This is a genomic window from Streptomyces sp. NPDC055189 (genome assembly GCF_053606765.1).
In genome coordinates this window covers 33760-52252 of the sequence record NZ_JBSGSG010000054.1, presented here as the reverse complement: position 1 = coordinate 52252, position 18493 = coordinate 33760, and the positions used below count along the sequence as shown (strand labels likewise).

General features: G+C 71.1%; 18 protein-coding genes. 6 read left to right on the top strand and 12 right to left on the bottom strand.

Features of this window, described 5'->3' with window-relative positions; genetic code table 11:
- Window positions 1-2: 2 nt before the first annotated feature.
- The 4 genes from ACWFR3_RS30405 to ACWFR3_RS30390 form a co-directional block, all read right to left on the bottom strand.
- Window positions 3-1274, bottom strand: a complete 1272-nt coding sequence (locus ACWFR3_RS30405; RefSeq protein WP_453737853.1) for a serine-threonine protein kinase — start codon at window positions 1272-1274, stop codon at window positions 3-5.
- Window positions 1275-1327: 53 nt separating this feature from the next.
- Window positions 1328-2581 carry an MFS transporter gene (locus ACWFR3_RS30400; RefSeq protein ID WP_453737869.1) on the bottom strand — a complete coding sequence of 418 codons (1254 nt, stop codon included), beginning with the start codon at window positions 2579-2581 and terminating at the stop codon, window positions 1328-1330.
- A 113-nt stretch (window positions 2582-2694) separates the two neighbouring features.
- Window positions 2695-4017: an erythromycin esterase family protein gene (locus tag ACWFR3_RS30395; RefSeq protein ID WP_453737852.1), complete on the bottom strand. Its 1323-nt coding sequence runs from the start codon at window positions 4015-4017 to the stop codon at window positions 2695-2697.
- A gap of 157 nt (window positions 4018-4174) precedes the next feature.
- Window positions 4175-5443, bottom strand: a complete 1269-nt coding sequence (locus tag ACWFR3_RS30390; RefSeq protein ID WP_453737851.1) for an exo-beta-N-acetylmuramidase NamZ family protein — start codon at window positions 5441-5443, stop codon at window positions 4175-4177.
- Between the two features lie 155 nt (window positions 5444-5598).
- Between ACWFR3_RS30390 and ACWFR3_RS30385 the strand changes: the two genes are divergently transcribed.
- The 3 genes from ACWFR3_RS30385 to ACWFR3_RS30375 are packed head-to-tail and all read left to right on the top strand — an operon-like array spanning window position 5599 to window position 8701.
- Window positions 5599-6366, top strand: coding sequence for an SDR family oxidoreductase (locus tag ACWFR3_RS30385; protein ID WP_453737868.1), 768 nt, complete (start codon window positions 5599-5601; stop codon window positions 6364-6366).
- A complete protein-coding gene (locus tag ACWFR3_RS30380) occupies window positions 6312-8081 on the top strand; it encodes a class I adenylate-forming enzyme family protein (protein ID WP_453737850.1) in 1770 nt (589 codons plus the stop codon). The genes ACWFR3_RS30385 and ACWFR3_RS30380 overlap by 55 nt, the downstream gene beginning before the upstream one ends.
- Before the next feature lie 26 nt (window positions 8082-8107).
- Window positions 8108-8701 carry a TetR/AcrR family transcriptional regulator gene (locus ACWFR3_RS30375; protein WP_365859996.1) on the top strand — a complete coding sequence of 198 codons (594 nt, stop codon included), beginning with the start codon at window positions 8108-8110 and terminating at the stop codon, window positions 8699-8701.
- A gap of 79 nt (window positions 8702-8780) precedes the next feature.
- On the opposite strand, the gene ACWFR3_RS30370 is transcribed toward ACWFR3_RS30375, so the two are convergent.
- From ACWFR3_RS30370 to ACWFR3_RS30360, 3 genes are all read right to left on the bottom strand, one after another.
- A complete protein-coding gene (locus ACWFR3_RS30370; RefSeq protein ID WP_453737849.1) occupies window positions 8781-10013 on the bottom strand; it encodes an acyl-CoA dehydrogenase family protein in 1233 nt (410 codons plus the stop codon).
- Between the two features lie 7 nt (window positions 10014-10020).
- Window positions 10021-11052: a phosphotransferase family protein gene (locus tag ACWFR3_RS30365; protein WP_453737848.1), complete on the bottom strand. Its 1032-nt coding sequence runs from the start codon at window positions 11050-11052 to the stop codon at window positions 10021-10023.
- Between the two features lie 221 nt (window positions 11053-11273).
- A complete protein-coding gene (locus tag ACWFR3_RS30360) occupies window positions 11274-11570 on the bottom strand; it encodes a hypothetical protein (RefSeq protein ID WP_453737847.1) in 297 nt (98 codons plus the stop codon).
- 202 nt (window positions 11571-11772) lie between these two features.
- On the opposite strand from ACWFR3_RS30360, the gene ACWFR3_RS30355 reads away from it, so the two are divergent.
- Window positions 11773-12729, top strand: coding sequence for an NADP-dependent oxidoreductase (locus ACWFR3_RS30355; protein WP_453737846.1), 957 nt, complete (start codon window positions 11773-11775; stop codon window positions 12727-12729).
- 40 nt (window positions 12730-12769) lie between these two features.
- Here the strand turns inward: ACWFR3_RS30355 and ACWFR3_RS30350 are convergent, their stop codons facing one another.
- From ACWFR3_RS30350 to ACWFR3_RS30330, 5 genes are read right to left on the bottom strand one after another with little or no spacing between them, the layout of a single operon-like run.
- Window positions 12770-13111, bottom strand: a complete 342-nt coding sequence (locus ACWFR3_RS30350; RefSeq protein ID WP_453737845.1) for a DUF202 domain-containing protein — start codon at window positions 13109-13111, stop codon at window positions 12770-12772.
- Entirely contained in the window at window positions 13099-13491 is a 393-nt protein-coding gene (locus ACWFR3_RS30345) for a YidH family protein (RefSeq protein WP_453737844.1), read from the bottom strand. Before ACWFR3_RS30345 ends, ACWFR3_RS30350 begins: the two co-directional genes overlap by 13 nt.
- A gap of 9 nt (window positions 13492-13500) precedes the next feature.
- Window positions 13501-14049, bottom strand: a complete 549-nt coding sequence (locus ACWFR3_RS30340) for an NUDIX hydrolase (RefSeq protein ID WP_453737843.1) — start codon at window positions 14047-14049, stop codon at window positions 13501-13503.
- Between the two features lie 33 nt (window positions 14050-14082).
- Window positions 14083-14856, bottom strand: a complete 774-nt coding sequence (locus ACWFR3_RS30335) for a glucose 1-dehydrogenase (RefSeq protein ID WP_453737842.1) — start codon at window positions 14854-14856, stop codon at window positions 14083-14085.
- Window positions 14853-15479 carry a TetR/AcrR family transcriptional regulator gene (locus ACWFR3_RS30330; RefSeq protein ID WP_453737841.1) on the bottom strand — a complete coding sequence of 209 codons (627 nt, stop codon included), beginning with the start codon at window positions 15477-15479 and terminating at the stop codon, window positions 14853-14855. The genes ACWFR3_RS30335 and ACWFR3_RS30330 overlap by 4 nt, the downstream gene beginning before the upstream one ends.
- Window positions 15480-15608: 129 nt before the next feature.
- Between ACWFR3_RS30330 and ACWFR3_RS30325 the strand changes: the two genes are divergently transcribed.
- Together ACWFR3_RS30325 and ACWFR3_RS30320 are read left to right on the top strand one after the other, a co-directional pair.
- On the top strand, window positions 15609-17264 hold the full coding sequence (locus tag ACWFR3_RS30325; RefSeq protein WP_453737840.1) for an FAD-binding dehydrogenase: 1656 nt from the start codon (window positions 15609-15611) through the stop codon (window positions 17262-17264).
- A gap of 230 nt (window positions 17265-17494) precedes the next feature.
- The gene (locus ACWFR3_RS30320; RefSeq protein ID WP_453737839.1) at window positions 17495-18463 is read left to right on the top strand and encodes a hypothetical protein; all 969 of its coding nucleotides are present in this window, start codon (window positions 17495-17497) and stop codon (window positions 18461-18463) included.
- The last annotated feature ends 30 nt before the right edge of the window (window positions 18464-18493 follow it).

Here is an 18493-nt window from a genome sequence, read left to right as displayed (position 1 = left end):
AGTTACGAACGGGCGATCCGCCCGGCGGCGAACACGACACGCGCCAGTTCCTCGTGGCAGATGTCGCTGTGCGCGCCGGCGGGCGGACCGCCGCGCCGCACCACCGACGACGCGTCCACGCTCACACACCCCTTGGCGGGGATGGCCCGGCCCAGCTTGATGCGCTTGGCGCCGTCCACCGCCCTAAAGCCGTCGTACCCGATGGCGCCCCAGCGTTCCCAGAGGCCGAGGAAGGTCGAGGAGTCCCCGGCGAGCTTCGACGCCAGAGGGTAGATCTTGCCCAGGGCGTCGTCGTGGCGGGAGTGGCAGGACACCAGCGGGCCGTCGATCCGCCGCTGCATCCCGTTGAGGGCGCCGCTGCGCAAGGGCGCGTGCGGCAGCCGCTTGGAGAACGCGTAGTGCGAGAAAGCCCCCTGGAGCAGCGTCGTGGACTTCACGGTGCGCACCGAAGCGGGCATCCCGCGCAGCGCGTACGACACGAGCCGCGCGCCGAAGCTGTGCCCGATGAGATGCACCCGCACGTCCGGCGCCTCGCGGGCGAGCAGCCCGATCGCCGGGCCCAGGCCCAGCTGGCCGACCGATCCCGCCCGGCGTTTCATGGCGTAGTAGCTGGCCTGGCGCAGGAGTTCGTGCGCCCCGTTCCACAGGCGCTTGCGCAGGCTGCCGAAGAGCTCCTGCTGCCCGGTCTCCTCCATCATGGCGGCGAACACCTGGCAGACCTCGACCGCGTCGTCGGTCAGCATGGCGGGCAGGCCCGTCCAGATGTCGTCGGCGAAGCGGTGGGCCGCGCTGTTCTGGTGCACGGCGACCAGGTTGCGGACGAGGCGCCCGTACTCGTAAAGGCGCGAGGGCACCTCGGACCGGTCGGCCAGGAGCGCGCCGATCCGCTGCAGTTCGGCCCCGCCGTCGGGAAACGTTCCTGCGAGCAGGCGCATGGTCGGCTCGTCGAGCAGGGGGCCCGCGCCCGGTAGCGGGCCGGGTCCGGTGGCCGTCACGGAGGGTTCGAAGTCCGGTATTCGTTCGTCGGGGAAACGGATGGCGGGCCAGAGCACGCCCACATAGCCCAGGCGTACGCGCGGTCCCGCGAGTCCCTGGCACGGCGTGAAGAACCGCCGGTAGAGGTCGGTTGCCATGTCTTGGTCGTTGTTCCAGCCGTGCGCCAGGACGAGGAGATCGGTGATGCGCTCGCGGCCCGCCTCGGCGAGGAGGCGGTCACGCTGCGTGGTGTTGACGTCCCCGTCGGCGTCGAAGGTCAGTTCCCAGTAGGGCTCCACGCGGTCATCGTCCTGCGCTACCGGTGTACTGACCAGATGTCCCGCAGGGGAAGCTACGCCAGTTCCCGCTCGCGCGTTTCCGGCAGCGCGAGAACACACACCAGGGACACGACCGCCATGGCGCTCACGTACCAGCCCACCGACGAGGAGCCGAACGCGGACTGCAGCCGCGTCGCCACCAGCGGGGAGACCGCGCCGCCGAGCACGCCGCCCAGGTTGTAGGCGAGCGAGGCGCCCGAGTAGCGCACGTTCGTGCCGAACAGCTCCGGCAGATACGCGCCCATCGGCCCGTACACCACACCCATGCAGAACAGCGCGCCGCCGAGGGCCAGGGCCATGAGCACCGGCTGCTCGGTGTCCAGGAGGGGGAAGAGCACCAGGCCCCACACCACCGCGAGCGCGGCGCCCGCGAGGACCAGCTTGCGGCGGCCGGCGCCGTCGGAGCGGGTCGCGGCGAGCCAGGTACCGGCCGCGAGGAAGAGACAGGCGATCAGCGAGAGGCCCAGCATGGTGTTGCGGGAGACGCCCAGGGTGCCGGTGGAGTAGGCCAGGCAGTACGTCGTCGCCGTGTAGAAGAGGCCGTAGGCCACGATCATCCCGCCCGCGCCGAGCAGCAGTTCGCGCGGATAGCGCCGCAGCACGTCGAGCGTGGGGACCTTGCTGGCCTCCTGCGCGTCCATGACCTTCGCGAAGACCGGCGTCTCGCTGATGCGAAGCCGTACGAAGAGTCCGACGCCCACAAGCAGGAAGGAGAGCAGGAACGGCACGCGCCAGCCCCAGGAGCGGAACGCGTCGTCGGAGAGCACGGCGGAGAGCAGCCAGAAGACGCCGGTCGCCGCGAAGAACCCGACGGACGGGCCGAGTTGGGGGAAGGCGGCATACAGTCCGCGCTTCTTCTTCGGCGCGTGCTCCACCGCGAGCAGCGCGGCCCCGCCCCACTCGCCGCCGAGCCCGATGCCCTGGAGGAAGCGCAGCAGGATCAGCAGGACCGGCGCCCAGATGCCGAGCGTTCCATAGCCGGGCAGGAGTCCGACGAGGGCCGTCGAGAGGCCCATGAGCAGCAGCGAGGCCACGAGCACCGACTTGCGCCCGACCCGGTCGCCGAAGTGCCCGAAGACCACGGAGCCGATGGGCCGCGCCGCGAACGCCACCGCGTAGGTGGAGAAGGAGGCGAGGGTGGCGTTGACCGGGTCCAGGGTCGGGAAGAACGCCTCGTTCAGTACGAGGGCCGCCGCCGTGCCGTAGATGTAGAAGTCGTAGAACTCGATGGCCGTCCCGATGAAGGACGCGACGGCCACCCGGCGCATGCTCTCGGGGCTGGCGTCCGGCTGGGTCTTCTCGGGTGAGATTTCGCTGTGCACGAGCGGCACTCAAGCGTTGGATGTATGGGGCAGTCAATAGTTGGGACGGTTGGTCTCGGTCACTGAGACTGGCGGCGGGCTGCCGTGACGTCGTGCAGATGGACGAGGATGTCGTGCGTGGGCGCGAGCCGGATCTTGTGGGGACCGTCCGGGTACGCGGTGCCGATGCTCTGGGTCAGCCGGCCCTTGCCGAGCCACTTGCGGGCGGCGGCGGGAGCGGTCCTCATGTCCAGGAAATAGTCGTCGTGGCGCACCTTGTCGAGCGTGTACTCGTTCATGCCGCGCGTGGCCGCCCCCACCGAGCGGGGCTTCCACACCTCGGACTCCGCGCTCTGCGCCATGAACGACCCGCGGGCGAAGGTGAACCCGACGCTGACGTACCGCTCGTCGAGCTCGTCCCGCAGGAAGGCGCCCTGCATCTTCGGGTAGCGAGGGTCGTAACTCTCGTAGCCGACATGCGCGTTGTGGGCCGACAGGAGCACCTTGTCGCCCGTTCGCCGCTGCCACCAGGCGGTGTTCTGTGCCATCAGGCGGTCGCGGTAGAGCATGCCGTCCTTGATGCCCTCGGGGGTGTCGAAGGGGAAGGCGTAGATCGTGGCGGTCTGCGAGACGGACCGGGCGTGGTGGAGGACATAGGTGAACTCGCCGTCGGACGAGGCGGGTTGGAGCCCCTTCAGGAGCTTGAGCGCCTCCCGCGCCTGCCCGGCCAGCTTCCGCCGCTCCTCAAGGGGCCTTGCCATGTACGTGTCCCCGTCCGCGAGACGGCGGATCGGCGCGTAGAGCTCGGTGATGCGGGGGAGAAGGGCGGGCTTGTGCGCGCGGACGTAGTCCTCGACCCCGTCGAACAGCTCGTGCCCCAGCTCCGGGTAGTTGAGGTCGTCGCCCATGAAGCGCACCCGGCGGTCCGGATGCTTGTCGTTGTACGCGCGCATCCACGTCAGGAGCTCGACGTACTCCTCGGTGTCCCAGGGAGTCTTCGCGAGCTCCTTGTGCACGAGCTCGCGTACGTCCCCCTTGCCGCCCTGCACGTATGCGTCGAACCGCAACCCCGTGGTCCAGCTGACCTCCTGCGCGAAGGTGGTGAACCCCTTCTCCTCCACGAGATAGCGGAAAACCCGGTCCTTCATCGTGAAGAACTCGTGCGAACCGTGTGTGGCCTCGCCCAGGCCCACCACTTTTGCGTCACCGACCATCCGGCCCATGGGCCGCAGGTCCTTGACGGAGCCGCCGGGGTCGGTGGAACGCAGGGGGTGGGCGGCGCGCTCGATCGCCGGGACCGGGTCCGCGGGTGCGGCCCGGGCCGCCTCGGGAGCCACCAGCACCCCGAGGCCGAGCGCGCCGGCCAGTGCCAGGGGGGCTGCGCGCCGTGCTGTCCGTGCCATGGGGGATCTCCTCAACTCGGTGTACGGAGCTGAGGTTCACTGTGGTGGGCCGCAGGGGGTGGCTGCCATCCGGCAGGCACCCCCTGTCCCGGTGGGGTATCCCCTACCTGCGGGTGCGCCGTGGCTGGTCGCGCAGTTCCCCGCGCCCCTCCGGGTGCTATCGGTAGTGCAGATACCGCTTCCGCACGGCTCTGAAGCGTGCGAGATCGTCCTGCCAGGCGGCCACCACCTCGCCCGTGCCCGCGCCCGCGTCGATCATGGTGCGGACCCGCGTCGTGCCCGTCAGCTTGTCGATCCAGTTGTCGGAACGCCAGGCGAACCCGCTCCACGTCTTCTTGGCGGTCACCAGGAGCGCGATGCCGGTGCGCACCGGGTCGTACGCCTCCCGGTCGTGCACATGGAGCTGGACGCCGCCGATCGTCTTGCCCTGGAACTTGGAGAACGTCGGCGCGAAGTAGGCCTCCCTGAAGTGCACCCCGCGCAGCCCGGCGTCATTGGCGGCGGCCGCCCACTTCCGGTCGATGCCCTCGGCGCCGAGCAGCTCGAAGGGGCGGGTCGTGCCGCGCCCCTCGGAGAGGTTCGTGCCCTCGAAGAGACAGGTGCCGCTGTAGACCAGGGCGGTCTCGGGCGTCGGCATGTTCGGGCTCGGCGGCACCCACGGCAGCTCGGAGGCGTCGTAGAAGTCCGCGCGCTTCCAGCCCGTCATCCGTACGGTCTCCAGCGCGACGGGACGCTCCAGGAACTCCCCGTTGAACAGCAGCGCGAGCTCCGTCACGGTCATCCCGTGCGCCTGCGCTATCGGCTGCCGGCCGACGAAGGTGGCGAACTCCTTGTGCAGGACGGGCCCGTACGCGCCGCGCCCCGTCACCGGATTCGGCCGGTCCAGGACCACGAACCGCTTGCCCGCGAGCTCGGCCGACTCCATGCAGTCGAAGAGCGTCCAGATGTACGTGTAGAAGCGCGCACCCGCGTCCTGGATGTCGAAGACGATCGTGTCGACCCCGGAGGCCGTGAAGATGTCGGCCAGCGCCTTGCCGCTCTTCTGGTAAGTGTCGTAGACGGGCAGGCCGGTCGCCGGGTCGTCGTACCGCCCCTCGGAGCCGCCCGCCTGCGCCGTCCCCCGGAAGCCGTGCTCCGGGCCGAAGACCGCCACCAGGTCCACGCGCTCGTCGGCGTGCATGACGTCGACGATGTGGCGCACGTCCCTGGTGACGCCGGTCGGGTTGGTGACGATGCCGACCCGCTCCCCGTCCAGGAGCGCGTAGCCGTCGGCGGCCAGGCGCTCGAAGCCGGTGCGCAACCGCCGCCCGCCGCCCGAGCCGCCTCCGCCTCCCGCGGCCGACGCGGGGGCCGCCGATGTGAGGGCCGTGGCGGTGGTGGCGGCCAGCAGGCCCCGTCTGGACAGGCTGCCTCGGGACAAGTTCATGCAGAGACCTCCGTGAGCGCGGTGGCTGTCATGGCCACGCACGCTAGCGCGCGGACCCGCGACGGGGAACGAACCCGGCTGCCCGACCCCCTTCCATCCGTACATACCGACTGGTTAGTCTGCGATCACAGCGGAGCCGCAGTCGAAGGAGACTGATCGTGGAGACCCTGCAGGACAAGGGAGTTGTCGTCACCGGTGCCGGAGGCGGGATCGGGGCCGCGCTGGCCCGCCGGTTCGCCGCCGCCGGGGCGCGCGTCGTGGTCAACGACCTGGACGCCGCCAAGGCCGGGGCGGTGGCCGACGAGATCGGTGCCGTCGCCGTACCGGGCGACGCGTCCACGATCGTGCCGGCGGCGAGAGAGGCCCTGAGCGGCACCGTCGACGTGTACTGCGCCAACGCGGGCCTCGGCTCGGGCGGCTCGGAGTCCGCGCCGGAGGACGTCTGGGCCACCGCCTGGGACGTCAACGTCATGGCCCACGTCCGCGCGGCCCACGAGCTGCTCCCGGAGTGGCTGGAGCGCGGCAGCGGCCGCTTCGTCTCCACCGTCTCGGCGGCCGGACTGCTCACCATGATCGGCGCCGCGCCCTACAGCGTCACCAAGCACGGCGCGTACGCCTTCGCCGAGTGGCTCTCGCTCACCTACCGCCACCGTGGGATCGACGTCCACGCGATCTGCCCCCAGGGCGTGCGCACCGACATGCTCGCCGCCACCGGCACCGCGGGCGACCTCGTGCTCACGCCCACCGCGATCGAGCCGGACGCCGTCGCGGACGCGCTCTTCGCCGGGATGGCGGAGAACCGCTTCCTGATCCTGCCGCACCCCGAGGTCGCCGAGTACTACCGCATCCGCGCCGCCGAACCGGACAAATGGCTCACCGGCATGAACCACATCCAGCAGAAGTGGGAGGCGACGGAGCGGTGAGCGAGGCGACCCCGACCACGTCCGAAGCGACCCCGACCGCGTCCATATACGCCGCCAAACCCTGGCTCGGCCGCCTCAACGAAGCCCAGCGCGGCCCGGTCGAACCCGCCGCGTCCGTCGTGCACGCCTTCCGCGCCTCCGTCCTGAGGGCCCCCGAGCACACGGCCCTGGCCTACTTCGACGGGCGCCTGAGCTACCGCGAGGTGGACGCCCTCTCCGACTCCGTCGCCGGACACCTGGCCGCCCGCGGCCTCGCCCGGGGCGAGCGGGTCGCGATCCTCCTGCAGAACACCCCGCACTTCGTGATCGCGCTGCTCGGCGCGTGGAAGGCGGGCGCCACGGTCGTGCCGGTGAACCCGATGTACAAGTCGGCGGAGGTGCGGCACGTCCTCGCGGACGCCGACGTGACCGCGCTGATCTGCTCCGACCGCGCCTGGGAGACGTATCTGCGCGAGACGGCCGCGGCCTCTCCCGTACGCGTCGTGCTCACCGCGTGTCAGCTCGACCTGCAGACCAGGAACGACACCCGCGTCCTCGACTTCGAGCGCCTCCCGCAGGCCGCCGACGCCGACGACCTGGTGACAGTGGCCCGGCAGGGGCTCCCGGCCCCCGGCGACCGGGTCCTCGAACCCTCCGACGTCGCGCTGATCAGCTATACGTCCGGTACGAGCGGCACCCCCAAGGGCGCCATGAACACCCACGGCAACATCACCTACAACGCCGAGCGGCAGCGCACCGGCTCCGGCATCCCGGAAGGCGCCTGCTACTTCGCGATGGCGCCGCTCTTCCACATCACCGGCATGGTCGCGCAGGTCGCGGCCTGTCTGACCAACGCGGGCATCCTCGCGCTGGCGTACCGCTTCGAGGCCGGGGTCGTCCTGGACGCCTTCGCCGAGCACCGCCCCGCGTACACCGTGGGCCCCTCCACGGCCTTCATGGCCCTGGCCGCCCACCCCTCCGTGACGCGGGAGCACTTCGACTCCTTCGTGATGATCTCCTCGGGCGGCGCGCCGCTGCCGCCCGCCCTGGTCGAGAAGTTCCGTGCGGGATTCGGCCCCTACATCCACAACGGCTACGGCCTCACCGAGTGCACCGCGCCCTGCGCCTCCGTGCCACCGGGCCTCGAAGCGCCGGTCGACCCGGTGTCCGGCACGCTGGCCGTCGGCGTGCCAGGCCCGGAGACGGTCGTCAGGATCGTCGACGACCAGGGAGCGGACGTCCCCTTCGGGGAGCAGGGCGAGATCACCGTGCGCGGCCCGCAGGTCGTGCCCGGCTACTGGAAGCGCCCCGACGCCACGGACGAGGCGTTCCCCGGCGGCGAGCTGCGCACCGGCGACATCGGCTTCATGGACGAGCAGGGCTGGCTCTATGTGGTCGACCGCAAGAAGGACATGATCAACGCGTCCGGTTTCAAGGTCTGGCCGCGCGAGGTGGAGGACGTCCTCTACAGTCACGCGGCCGTCCGTGAGGCGGCGGTGATCGGCGTCCCCGACAGCTACCGCGGCGAGACGGTCAAGGCCTTCGTCAGCCTGCGCCCCGGCGCGGACGCGGCACCGGACGAGCTGGCCGCGTACTGCAAGGAGCGGCTCGCCGCCTACAAATACCCGCGCGCGGTCGAGATCCTGCCGGAACTCCCGAAGACCACAAGTGGGAAGATCCTCCGGCGGGAACTGCGTTCCCACGACAACGCGGGCTCTCGGCAGGACGAGAGCTAGCCAAACCCGAAAGGCAGGTGGCGGCAGTGGCCAGGACGACGGACGGTGACGGCACGCCCGTCCCCCAGCGGCTGCTCGCCGCCGCCACGCGGCTCTTCGCCGACCGCGGCTACGACCGCACATCGGTGCAGGAGATCGTGGAGTCGGCAGGCGTCACCAAGGGTGCGCTCTACCACTACTTCGGCTCCAAGGACGATCTCCTGCACGAGGTGTACGCGCGAGTCCTGCGCGTACAGCAGGAGCGCCTCGACGCCTTCGCGAACGCCGACGCGCCCATCGAGCAGCGGGTGCGGGATGCCGCGGCGGACGTCGTCGTCACGACGATCGACAACCTCGACGACGCCTCGATCTTCTTCCGCTCCATGCACCACCTGAGCCCGGAGAAGAACAAGCAGGTGCGGTCCGAGCGCCGGCGCTATCACGAACGGTTCCGCGCCCTGATCGAGGAGGGCCAGGAAGCCGGCGTCTTCTCGAAGGCGACGCCCGCGGACCTGGTGGTGGACTACCACTTCGGCTCCGTCCACCACCTGTCCACCTGGTACCGCCCGAACGGCCCGCTCACCCAGCAACAGGTCGCGGACCACTTGGCGGACCTGCTGCTGAGGGCGTTGCGGCCGTAATGAGCGCCCCGTAAGGGGCGCGGGGAACTGCGCGAGCAACCACAACGAACCCGCAGCGACACACAGCCCCCGCAGGGCCCTACAGGTACTTCTTGAGCTCCCGCCGGGCCAGCGAACGCTGGTGCACCTCATCGGGCCCATCAGCCAGACGCAGAGTCCTCGCAGCCGCCCACAGCTCGGCGAGCGGGAAGTCCTGACTGACACCCCCCGCGCCGTGCAACTGGACCGCCTGGTCGAGGATGTCGACAACCGTGCGCGGGGTAGCGATCTTGATGGACTGGATCTCCGTGTGCGCACCCTTGTTGCCCACGGTGTCCATCAGCCACGCGGTCTTCAGGACGAGCAGCCGCAGCTGTTCCACCGCGACCCGGGCGTCGGCGATCCACTCCTGAACGACGCCCTGCTGGGCCAGCGGCTTGCCGAAGGCCGTACGCGCCACCGCACGCCGGCACATCAGCTCGATGGCCCGCTCGGCCATGCCGATGAGGCGCATGCAGTGGTGGATGCGGCCCGGACCCAGGCGGGCCTGGGCGATGGCGAAGCCGCCGCCCTCCTCGCCGATCAGGTTGCTCACGGGGACCCTGGCGTGGTCGAAGACGACCTCCGCGTGCCCGCCGTGGGAGTGGTCCTCGTAGCCGTACACCTGCATCGCACGCCGTACTTCGACGCCCGGGGTGTCGCGCGGCACGAGCACCATGGACTGCTGGCGGCGCGGGTCGGCGCCCTCGGGGTCCGTCTTGCCCATGAGAATGAAGATCTGGCAGTCCGGGTTCATCGCCCCGGAGATGTACCACTTGCGCCCGGTGATGACGTACTCGTCGCCTTCACGCTCGATGAGCGTGGTGATGTTCGTGGCGTCGGACGAGGCCACCTCGGGCTCGGTCATCGCGAACGCCGAGCGGATCTCACCGGCGAGCAGCGGCTCCAGCCAGCGCTTCTTCTGCTCGTTGTTGCCGAACTGGGCGAGGACCTCCATGTTGCCGGTGTCGGGGGCCGCGCAGTTCAGCGCGGTGGGCGCCAGGTGCGGGGAGCGGCCCGTGATCTCGGCGAGCGGGGCGTACTGGAGATTGGTGAGCCCGGCGCCGTGCTCGGCGTCGGGAAGGCTGTGCTGGTCTACAAAGAAAAGATTCCACAGGCCCTGCTTGCGGGCCTCGGTCTTCAGCTCACCCACGATGGCCGGGGTGTCCCACGGCGAGGCGAGCCGGGCACGCTGCTCCTCGGCGACCTGCTCGGCCGGGTAGACGTGCTCGTCCATGAAGGTGAGGAGCCTGTCGCGCAGCTCTTCGGTGCGGGCGTCGAATGCGAAGTCCATGGCTGTCTCAGCCTTCCTGTCGTCCTTGGAGGGTGGTGAGGCCGTGCTCGATGAAGACGGGGACCAGCTCCCCGATGCGGTCGAAGCCCGCGCCGACCGTCTGGCCGAGCGTGTACCGGTAGTGGATGCCCTCCAGGATCACGGCGAGCTTGAACCACGCGAACGCCGTGTACCAGGAGACCGCGGAGACGTCGCGCCCCGAGCGCGCGGCGTACCGCTCGATCAGCTCGGCGGCGTCCGGATGCCCGGCCGCGCCCGCCGTGGTGCTGATGGGGGAGTCCGGCAGCCGCAGCCTGGTGCTGTACATGACGAGCAGGCCCAGGTCGGTGAGGGGATCGCCGAGGGTGGACATCTCCCAGTCGAGGATCGCCTTGATCCGGTCGTCGTCGCCGATCAGGACGTTGTCGAGCCGGTAGTCGCCGTGCACGACGGTGGCCGCGGGCGACGCGGGCAGCTGCCGACCCAGAGCGGCGTGCAACTCGTCGATCCCCGCCAGGTCGCGGTTGCGCGAGGCGTCCAGCTGCTTGCCCCAGCGGCGCAGCTGCCGGTCCAGGAAGCCGTCGGGCCGCCCGAAGTCGCCGAGGCCGACCTCAGCCGGGTCCACGGAGTGCAGGTCGACGAGGGTGTCGACGAGGCCGAGCACCGCGGCACGGGTCCGCTCGGCGCCGAGCGGGGCGAGCTCCTCGGCGGTGCGGTACGGGGTGCCGTCCACGAATTCCATGACGTAGAACGGCGCACCGATCACGGCGTCGTCCTCGCAGAGCAGCAGCGGCGTCGGCACCGGCACGGCGGTGCCGTGCAGCGCGCTGATCACCCGGTGCTCGCGCTTCATGTCGTGCGCGGTCGCCAGCACGTGCCCCAGCGGTGGCCGCCGTACGACCCAGCGTGTGGTGCCGTCCGTCACGGCGTACGTGAGGTTCGACCGGCCGCCCTCGATGAGGCGGGCGGTGAGCGGCCCGCCCACGAGGCCCGGCCGCTCGCGGTCCAGATGGCCGCGCAACTGGTCGAGGTCGAGGCCTGGTGGATGGTCTGAGCTCATCTTCGCTCCTGGTCGGACGGTGTCGGACGGTCGTCGTCGAATGCCGCGCTGCGTCGCGCTGACGTTCATGATGCCGACCAGTCGGTATGTAGTCCAGAGCGCAGTGGGAACGTGATCAGGGTCGCGGTGGTGCCAGACCCCCGGACCAGACCCCCGGACATGGCGATCCCCCGCCACAGACTGCCAGTCGGCGCCCGTGCGGGGGAAGGCGGCGGGGAGCCTCAGTGATCGTCCCAGTGGCCGTCGTGCGCCGCGTGCCGGTGGCCGTCGTGGACGTAGTCGACGTGGTCCCCGTGCAGCACCGAGCTGTGCCCGCAGCCCTCGCCGTGCTTGTGGTCGTGCGCCTCGTGGACGGCGTGCTCGGCGGGCTCGCACTCGTCCCAGTGGCCGGAGTGCAGGCGGTGCATGTGACCGTCGTGCGCGTAGTCGACGTGGTCGCCGTGCGGCACCTCGGCGTGGCCGCAGGCCGGGCCGTGGACGTGCTCGTGTACGGGGTGTTCGTGGTGGAGCGTGGTCATGGCGCGTGCACCTTCTGTGAGGGCTGCGGGAGGGGAGTGGCCCGCGGGCTGCGGGAGGGGCGTGACCCTCTCAGGCTAGTACTCGATGCCCGTTTGATGGGGATATGGAAGCCTTGTTGATGTTTCAGCTTTCGACCACCGCACCACCGCACTCGGCCCGCACGGGCCGTTCCACGAAGGCGCTCCCCATGAAGCCGACCTCATGAAGGCGATCAGCTACCTCCGCTACGGAGGACCCGAAGTCCTCGAATACGGCGATGTGCGCGACCCCAAGGTCGGCCCCGACTCGGTCCTGGTGAAAGTCCGGGCCGCGTCGGTCAATCCCGTCGACTGGAAGTGCATGGCCGGTCACCTCGACGGCATCCTCGACCCCGTCTACCCGGTGATCCCCGGCTGGGACGTCGCGGGCGTCGTGGTGCAGCCGGGCGCCGCCGTGCCGGAGTTTGCGGTGGGGGACGAGGTCATCGGCTACGTACGCGAGGACTTCCTCTCGCGCGGCACCTTCGCCGAGTACGTCGCGGCCCCGGTGCGCACCCTCGCGCGCAAGCCGCGCAACCTCACCTTCGAGGAGGCGTCGGGGCTGCCGCTCGCCGGGCTCACCGCCTTCCAGGTGATCACCAAGACGCTCGCGGTGACGGAGGGCGACGTCGTCCTCGTGCACGCGGCCGCGGGCGGCGTCGGCTCGATGGCCGTCCAACTGGCCCGGCACGCGGGCGCCCGCGTCATCGGCACAGCCAGCGAGCGCAACCACGACTTCCTGCGCGAACTCGGCGCGGAACCGGTCACCTACGGCGACGGTCTCGTCGAACGGGTGCGGTCCCTCGCCCCGGAGGGCGTGGACGCCGCGTTCGACACGGTCGGCGGCGACACCCTCAGGGCGTCCGCCGAACTGCTCGCGCCCGGCGGCCGTCTCGCGTCGATCGCGGACGGAGCGGTGATCGGCCTCGGCGGCCACTACTGCTTCGTGCGCCCGGACGCCGACGACCTCCATCGCCTGGCGCAGCTCGCGGAGCAGGACGTCGTCACGGTCCACGTCTCGAAGACGTTCCCGCTGGAGCGGGCGGCGGACGCCTATCGCCTGAACGCGGAGGGCCGTACGCGGGGCAAGATCGTCGTCACGGTGGACTGGGCGGCCGATGACGGGCCCGCCACGGACTGAGGCCGCTCGTCCCGCAGCGCGCTCAGAACACGCAGCGCGCTCAGAACACCATGACCGTCGCGCACGCCGCGAGCGCCATCGTGCACAGCGCGGCCGTCGCCGCGGCCCGCGCCGGCAGCCGCAACGGCCTGTTGGTGGCCGCGAGCTCGGTCATCCTGCGATGCGCCACGCCCAGGAAACCGAGCCACAGGAGCAGGCAGAGGGCGCAGGCGACGACGGCCACCGCGGTAGTGCCCTCCTGGAGCGCGGCCCGCGCCGCGAGGACCGCCGCGACGGTGCAGGACAGGGTCGTACGCCGCCACGCGAGCCGCGTGCGCTCCGGCTGCAGCCCCGGATCACGCTCCGGGACCGGCGCCTCGCCCCGGTCCGTCACCCCTCCCACCCGAAGAGCACGACGACGACCATCGCGAGCGCCACGACGGCGACGGCCAGGCTCAGGACGGTCGGGAAGCGCGAGACGGGCAGATCCGCGCCGCGCCGCATGGCCCGCTCGCAGCGCACCCAGTGATTGACCGCGCGCAGGGAGCTGAGGACGCCCGCGGCGAGCAGGGCGAGGGCGAGTCCGATGCGCCACCCCCAGCGCAGGTCGGGCAGGAACTGGTCCACCGCGAAACCGCCGCCGATGAGGGCGAGGGCCGTGCGCAGCCAGGCGAGGAAGGTGCGCTCGTTGGCGAGCGAGAAGCGGTAGTCGGGGGTGTCGCCCTCGTCGCGGATCCGCGCGGGCGCGAACCACAGCCGAAGGCTCTGTACGAAGTTGCTCACCAGCCGACCCTAGCTGGCGCGATATTCCCGCAGCCGTTCGTACGCGGCGAGCCCGTCCGGCACCCACGCCCACTCGCCGAGCCGCCGCTCCAGCTCCTCGTCACTGATGAAGGCGTGCCAGGCGACCTCCTCGACCTGCGGGTTCACGGGCAGGTCGCAGCGCACTTCGTAGAGGTACGACCACCAGGTGTGCCCCGCGCCGTCGTCGTAGAGGAACTTGAACAGCGGCGTGGGGCGCGGGAGTCCGTCGACCCCGAGCTCCTCCTCGGCCTCGCGCAGGGCGGCATCGTCGTAGGACTCGCCGGCTCCGACGACCCCGCCGACGAACATGTCGTACATGGAGGGGAAGACCAGCTTGGTCGGGGTGCGCCGGTGCACGAAGACGCGGCCCTGCGCGTCCCGCGCCTGGATGAACACGCAGCGGTGGCGGAGCCCGCGCGCGTACGCCTCACCGCGCGGGGCTTCGCCGACGACCTCGTCGTTCTCGTCGACGATGGACAGGATCTCTTCACTGGGGTCGGGACCGGGGTCGGGCGCGGGCCGGCTGTTCGTCGTCATGCCCGCCATCCAACCCCACCGCCCGTGACGTGCTCACTGCCCCATGACGTACTTCACCGTGGGCCCCGCGGTCCAGCCGCCGTCCACGGCGAGCTCTGCGCCCGTCACGTACGACGCGGCGTCCGAGAGCAGGAAGATCATGGCGCCCGCGATCTCGTGCGGCTCGCCGACCCGGCCCATCGGGGTGTTGGGGTACTTGCCCTCGCCCTTCTCGATGCCCACCTGCGCGGTCATCGGGGTGTACGTCATGCCCGGGTGGACGGAGTTGACGCGGATGCGGGCGGTGCCGAGCTCCACCGCGCCGGTCTTGGTCAGGCCGCGGACGCCCCACTTGGAGGCGCCGTATCCGGCGGTGAGAGCGAGGCCCATGAGCCCGGCCGCCGAGGAGATGTTGACGATGGAGCCGCCCCCGGCCTCCTTCATCGCCGGGATGACGCTCTTCATGCCGATGAAGACACCTGTGAGGTTGATGTCGAGGACCTTGCGGAAGTGCTCGACGGACTCCGACTCCAGGAACTGGCCGGTGGAGATACCGGCGTTGTTGACCAGGCCGTGGACCCCGCCGAACTCGGTGACGGCGAGCTCCACGACACGCTGCCAGTCCGCCTCCGACGTCACGTCGTGGTGCGCGAAGCGGGCGCGCTCGCCGAGCTCGGCCGCGGTGACCTCGCCCTCCTTGTCCAGGACGTCGGTCAGGACGACGTTCGCACCGGCGGCCACCGCCTGCCGCGCGGCCTCGGCGCCCAGGCCGCGCGCCGCGCCGGTGATGATGACGGTCCTGCCGGTGAGGTCGTGCGCGTCGCTCATGGTTCTCTCCGTGGTGCCGGGGCCCGCAGCAGGGCCGTGGTGGTCTCTACGAGGTCGGCGAGGAAGAGCTCCTCGCCGGTCAGGGGGGTGGTGCCGGCCAGGTACTGACCGGCGCGGTCGGCCATGGCGGCGCCGACCAGGGTGAGGGCCAGGTCGAGGCGTTCGAGCCGGACCGGTTCCGGGAGCGCGGTGAGGAAGTCCTCCGCGCGGCCGATCAGCTCCCAGTAGACGGTGCCGTCGATGGTGGGATGCGGTGTGCGGGTGCGGACGCCGCTCTCGTGGCTGAGCTGGGCGGAGATGCGCAGGCAGCGACGCCCCCGCTCGGTGCGCAGCTCGGAGGCCTCCGCCGCCACCAGGGCGGTGAGCAGCCCCCGCAGTCCGTCCGGCGCCCGCTCCAGCTCGGCGGTGAGCACCTTCTCCGTACGGGTCTGGCGCTCGGCCATGACGGCGTCCACCAGGGCGGCCCGGCTGCCGAAGTGGTACTGCACGGCGGAGGGGTTGCTCTGCCCCGCGAGCCGGACGATGTCCCGCAGCTGCGCGCCGTGCACGCCCTGCGCGGCGAACGCTTCCTCGCCCGCGCGGATCAGCTTCTCGCGGGTCTCGGGTCCTGAGGTCCTGGCCATGGCGCCATAGTAATGCTGGCCATTATTAAAAGCGAGGTGCTGTTCCAGGGGTCAGACGGTTGACGCCGTCCCCGCGGTTACTCAGGATCTGAACTCACCAGTAAGCCCCTGCTTAGGAGGAACCCCCGGATGGCCTACGACGCAGACGTCATCGTGATCGGCGCGGGTCTCGCGGGCCTCGCGGCCACCGCGGAACTCGTCGACGCGGGCCGCCGGGTCATCCTCCTCGACCAGGAGCCCGAGCAGTCGCTCGGCGGCCAGGCGCACTGGTCCTTCGGCGGGCTCTTCTTCGTCGACTCCCCGGAACAGCGCAGGCTGCGCATCAAGGACTCGCACTCCCTGGCCATGCAGGACTGGCTGGGCACGGCGGCCTTCGACCGGCCCGAGGACCACTGGCCGCGCAAATGGGCCGAGGCGTACGTCGACTTCGCGGCGGGCGAGAAGCGCGCCTGGCTGCACGGGCAGGGCGTGCGGTTCTTCCCCGTGGTCGGCTGGGCCGAGCGCGGCGGCTACGACGCGCAGGGCCACGGCAACTCCGTGCCGCGCTTCCACATCACCTGGGGCACAGGACCCGGTCTCGTCGCCCCCTTCGAGCGCCGGGTCCGCGAAGGCGTCGCGCGCGGCCTCGTCCAGCTGAAGTTCCGCCACCGGGTCTCCGGCCTGAGCCGCAGCGCGGGCAGCGTCGACACCGTCACCGGCGAGATCCTCGAACCCTCCGACGCCGAGCGCGGCACGGCCAGCAGCCGCGAGGCCACCGGGGCCTTCGAGTTCCGGGCCCAGGCGGTGATCGTCACTTCCGGCGGCATCGGCGGCAACCACGACCTCGTACGCGCCAACTGGCCCGAGCGGCTCGGCACCCCGCCGCAGCGGATGGTCTCCGGCGTGCCCGCGCACGTCGACGGGCGGATGCTCGGCATCACCGAGGACGCGGGCGCGCACCTCATCAACCGCGACCGCATGTGGCACTACACCGAGGGCATCCAGAACTGGAACCCCATCTGGGACAACCATGGCATCCGCATCCTGCCGGGCCCCTCGTCCCTCTGGCTGGACGCGCGCGGCGACCGTCTTCCGGTGCCGCTCTTCCCCGGCTTCGACACCCTCGGCACGCTCGAACACATCATGAAGTCCGGGTACGAATACACCTGGTTCGTGCTCAACCAGCGCATCATCGGCAAGGAGTTCACGCTCAGCGGCTCCGAACAGAACCCCGACCTCACGGGTAAGTCCGTGCGCGGCGTCATCGACCGGGCGCGTGCCGACGTGGCCGCCCCGGTGAAGGCGTTCATGGACAACGGCGCCGACTTCGTCGTGGAGAAGGACCTCTCCTCCCTGGTGCGCGGCATGAACGCGCTCACCAAGGAGCCCCTCATCGACGAGGCCGCCCTGCGCCGCACGATCACCGCGCGGGACCGCGAGATCGCCAACCCCTTCACCAAGGATCTCCAGGTCACGGCGATCCACGGCGCCCGCAAGTTCCTCGGCGACCGCCTCATCAGGGCCGCGGCCCCGCACCGCATCCTCGACCCCAAGGCGGGCCCGCTCGTCGCGGTGCGGCTCAACATCCTCACCCGCAAGACTCTCGGCGGCCTGGAGACCGACCTGTCATCGCGCGTCCTGACCGAGGGCGGCGAGCCGCTTCCCGGTGTGTACGCGGCGGGGGAGGCGGCCGGATTCGGCGGCGGGGGAGTGCACGGCTACCGCTCGCTCGAAGGCACCTTCCTCGGCGGCTGCCTCTTCTCGGGCCGCACGGCGGGCCGCGCGGCCGCCAAGTCGGTGAGCTGACGGGTGCGTTCGTCGCATCGCTCAGTAATCGTCGTGTCGCACAGTGATCGTCGCCGCTTGTCCGAATCGTGTCCTGGCGGGTAACACCGCAGGTCGGGGGTGAAGTCAGCAGATTTTGAAACGAGTTGGTGAAGGGCCTGACGGTGGGCTGACCTTGACTGGAGGGCGACCTACCGGTTTGCTGTGCGTGATCATCCGTACGCGAGCCGCGCCGGGGAGGAAGTCCCGCGGTGTCACCACCCCCACCCCCCCTGGGCCGATCCCGCAAGCGGGCGGCCCACGCCTTCGACCCCGCGCTCGACGACGCCGAACTCGCCGGCGCGCGCGCCGCGCTGACCCAGGGCCGCTGGACCGAGGTCCGCACGCTGCTCGCCGCGACCGGCGACGACTGGGACCGCAGGGGCCACCGCTTCGACGTACTCGCGCAGGAACAGACCACCGCCGCCTGGGTCCGTGACTGGCAGCTCGCCGAGCCGGAGAGCACCGACGCCGCCCTGCTGCTCGCCTATGCCTCCGTGCACCGCGCGCTGCGCGGCAAGGGGCGCTCGGAGAAGGCGCGGGACGCCTGCCGTGCGGTGGCCCCGCTGCTGCCCGCCGACCCCACGCCGTGGCTCGCGCTGCTGACCCTGGAGCGTTCCCTGGGTCACGAGGAAGACGTGGTCCGGCTCTTCGACGAGGTCCGCCACCGGCACCCCGAGCACCACCACGCCCACCACCTGATGGTGGCCAGACTCGCCGAGCGGCGCCCCGCAGCGGGCCAGGACCCCCTGCACGAGGTGTACGACTTCGCCGCCTGGGCCGCCGAACAGGCGCCCGCCGATTCGCCGTTGGCGGTCCTGCCCGTCGTCGCCCACGCCGAGCGCTACCGCGTCCTCGCCGCCGCCGGAAGCGAGCCCGCCGACCCCGTGGCCTCCGGGCACTGGACGGGACGCCGCGCCCGCCAGGTCATGAAGGCCGCCTTCGACTGGTGGCTGGAGTGGGAGATGCCCGGCCGCCCCGGGCACACGACCTACCCGCGCTGCCGCGTCGACCTCAACTTCCTCGCCCACGCCAAGTTCTGCGAGGGCAGGGCGGCCGAGTCGGCCGCGCTCTTCCACCGCATCGGCCGCCACGCGACCCCTGCCCCCTGGTCGTACCCGGACCGGGACCCTTACCAGGCGTTCACCGCCGCGCGCAGCGCCGCGCTCGGCTCCGCCTGACCCACCGCACCAACCGGCCCACCCGAAAGG

Bases quoted from the DNA above. Each gene is read 5' to 3' on its own strand.
- ACWFR3_RS30340 (WP_453737843.1), bottom strand. From the start codon at position 14,049: ATGACGACGAACAGCCGGCCCGCGCCCGACCCCGGTCCCGACCCCAGT.
- ACWFR3_RS30360 (WP_453737847.1), bottom strand. From the start codon at position 11,570: ATGACCACGCTCCACCACGAACACCCCGTACACGAGCACGTCCACGGC.
- ACWFR3_RS30395 (WP_453737852.1), bottom strand. From the start codon at position 4,017: ATGGCACGGACAGCACGGCGCGCAGCCCCCCTGGCACTGGCCGGCGCG.
- ACWFR3_RS30325 (WP_453737840.1), top strand. From the start codon at position 15,609: ATGGCCTACGACGCAGACGTCATCGTGATCGGCGCGGGTCTCGCGGGC.
- ACWFR3_RS30355 (WP_453737846.1), top strand. From the start codon at position 11,773: ATGAAGGCGATCAGCTACCTCCGCTACGGAGGACCCGAAGTCCTCGAA.
- ACWFR3_RS30400 (WP_453737869.1), bottom strand. From the start codon at position 2,581: ATGCGCCGGGTGGCCGTCGCGTCCTTCATCGGGACGGCCATCGAGTTC.
- ACWFR3_RS30335 (WP_453737842.1), bottom strand. From the start codon at position 14,856: ATGAGCGACGCGCACGACCTCACCGGCAGGACCGTCATCATCACCGGC.
- ACWFR3_RS30390 (WP_453737851.1), bottom strand. From the start codon at position 5,443: ATGAACTTGTCCCGAGGCAGCCTGTCCAGACGGGGCCTGCTGGCCGCC.
- ACWFR3_RS30380 (WP_453737850.1), top strand. From the start codon at position 6,312: ATGGCTCACCGGCATGAACCACATCCAGCAGAAGTGGGAGGCGACGGA.
- ACWFR3_RS30370 (WP_453737849.1), bottom strand. From the start codon at position 10,013: ATGGACTTCGCATTCGACGCCCGCACCGAAGAGCTGCGCGACAGGCTC.
- ACWFR3_RS30365 (WP_453737848.1), bottom strand. From the start codon at position 11,052: ATGAGCTCAGACCATCCACCAGGCCTCGACCTCGACCAGTTGCGCGGC.
- ACWFR3_RS30330 (WP_453737841.1), bottom strand. From the start codon at position 15,479: ATGGCCAGGACCTCAGGACCCGAGACCCGCGAGAAGCTGATCCGCGCG.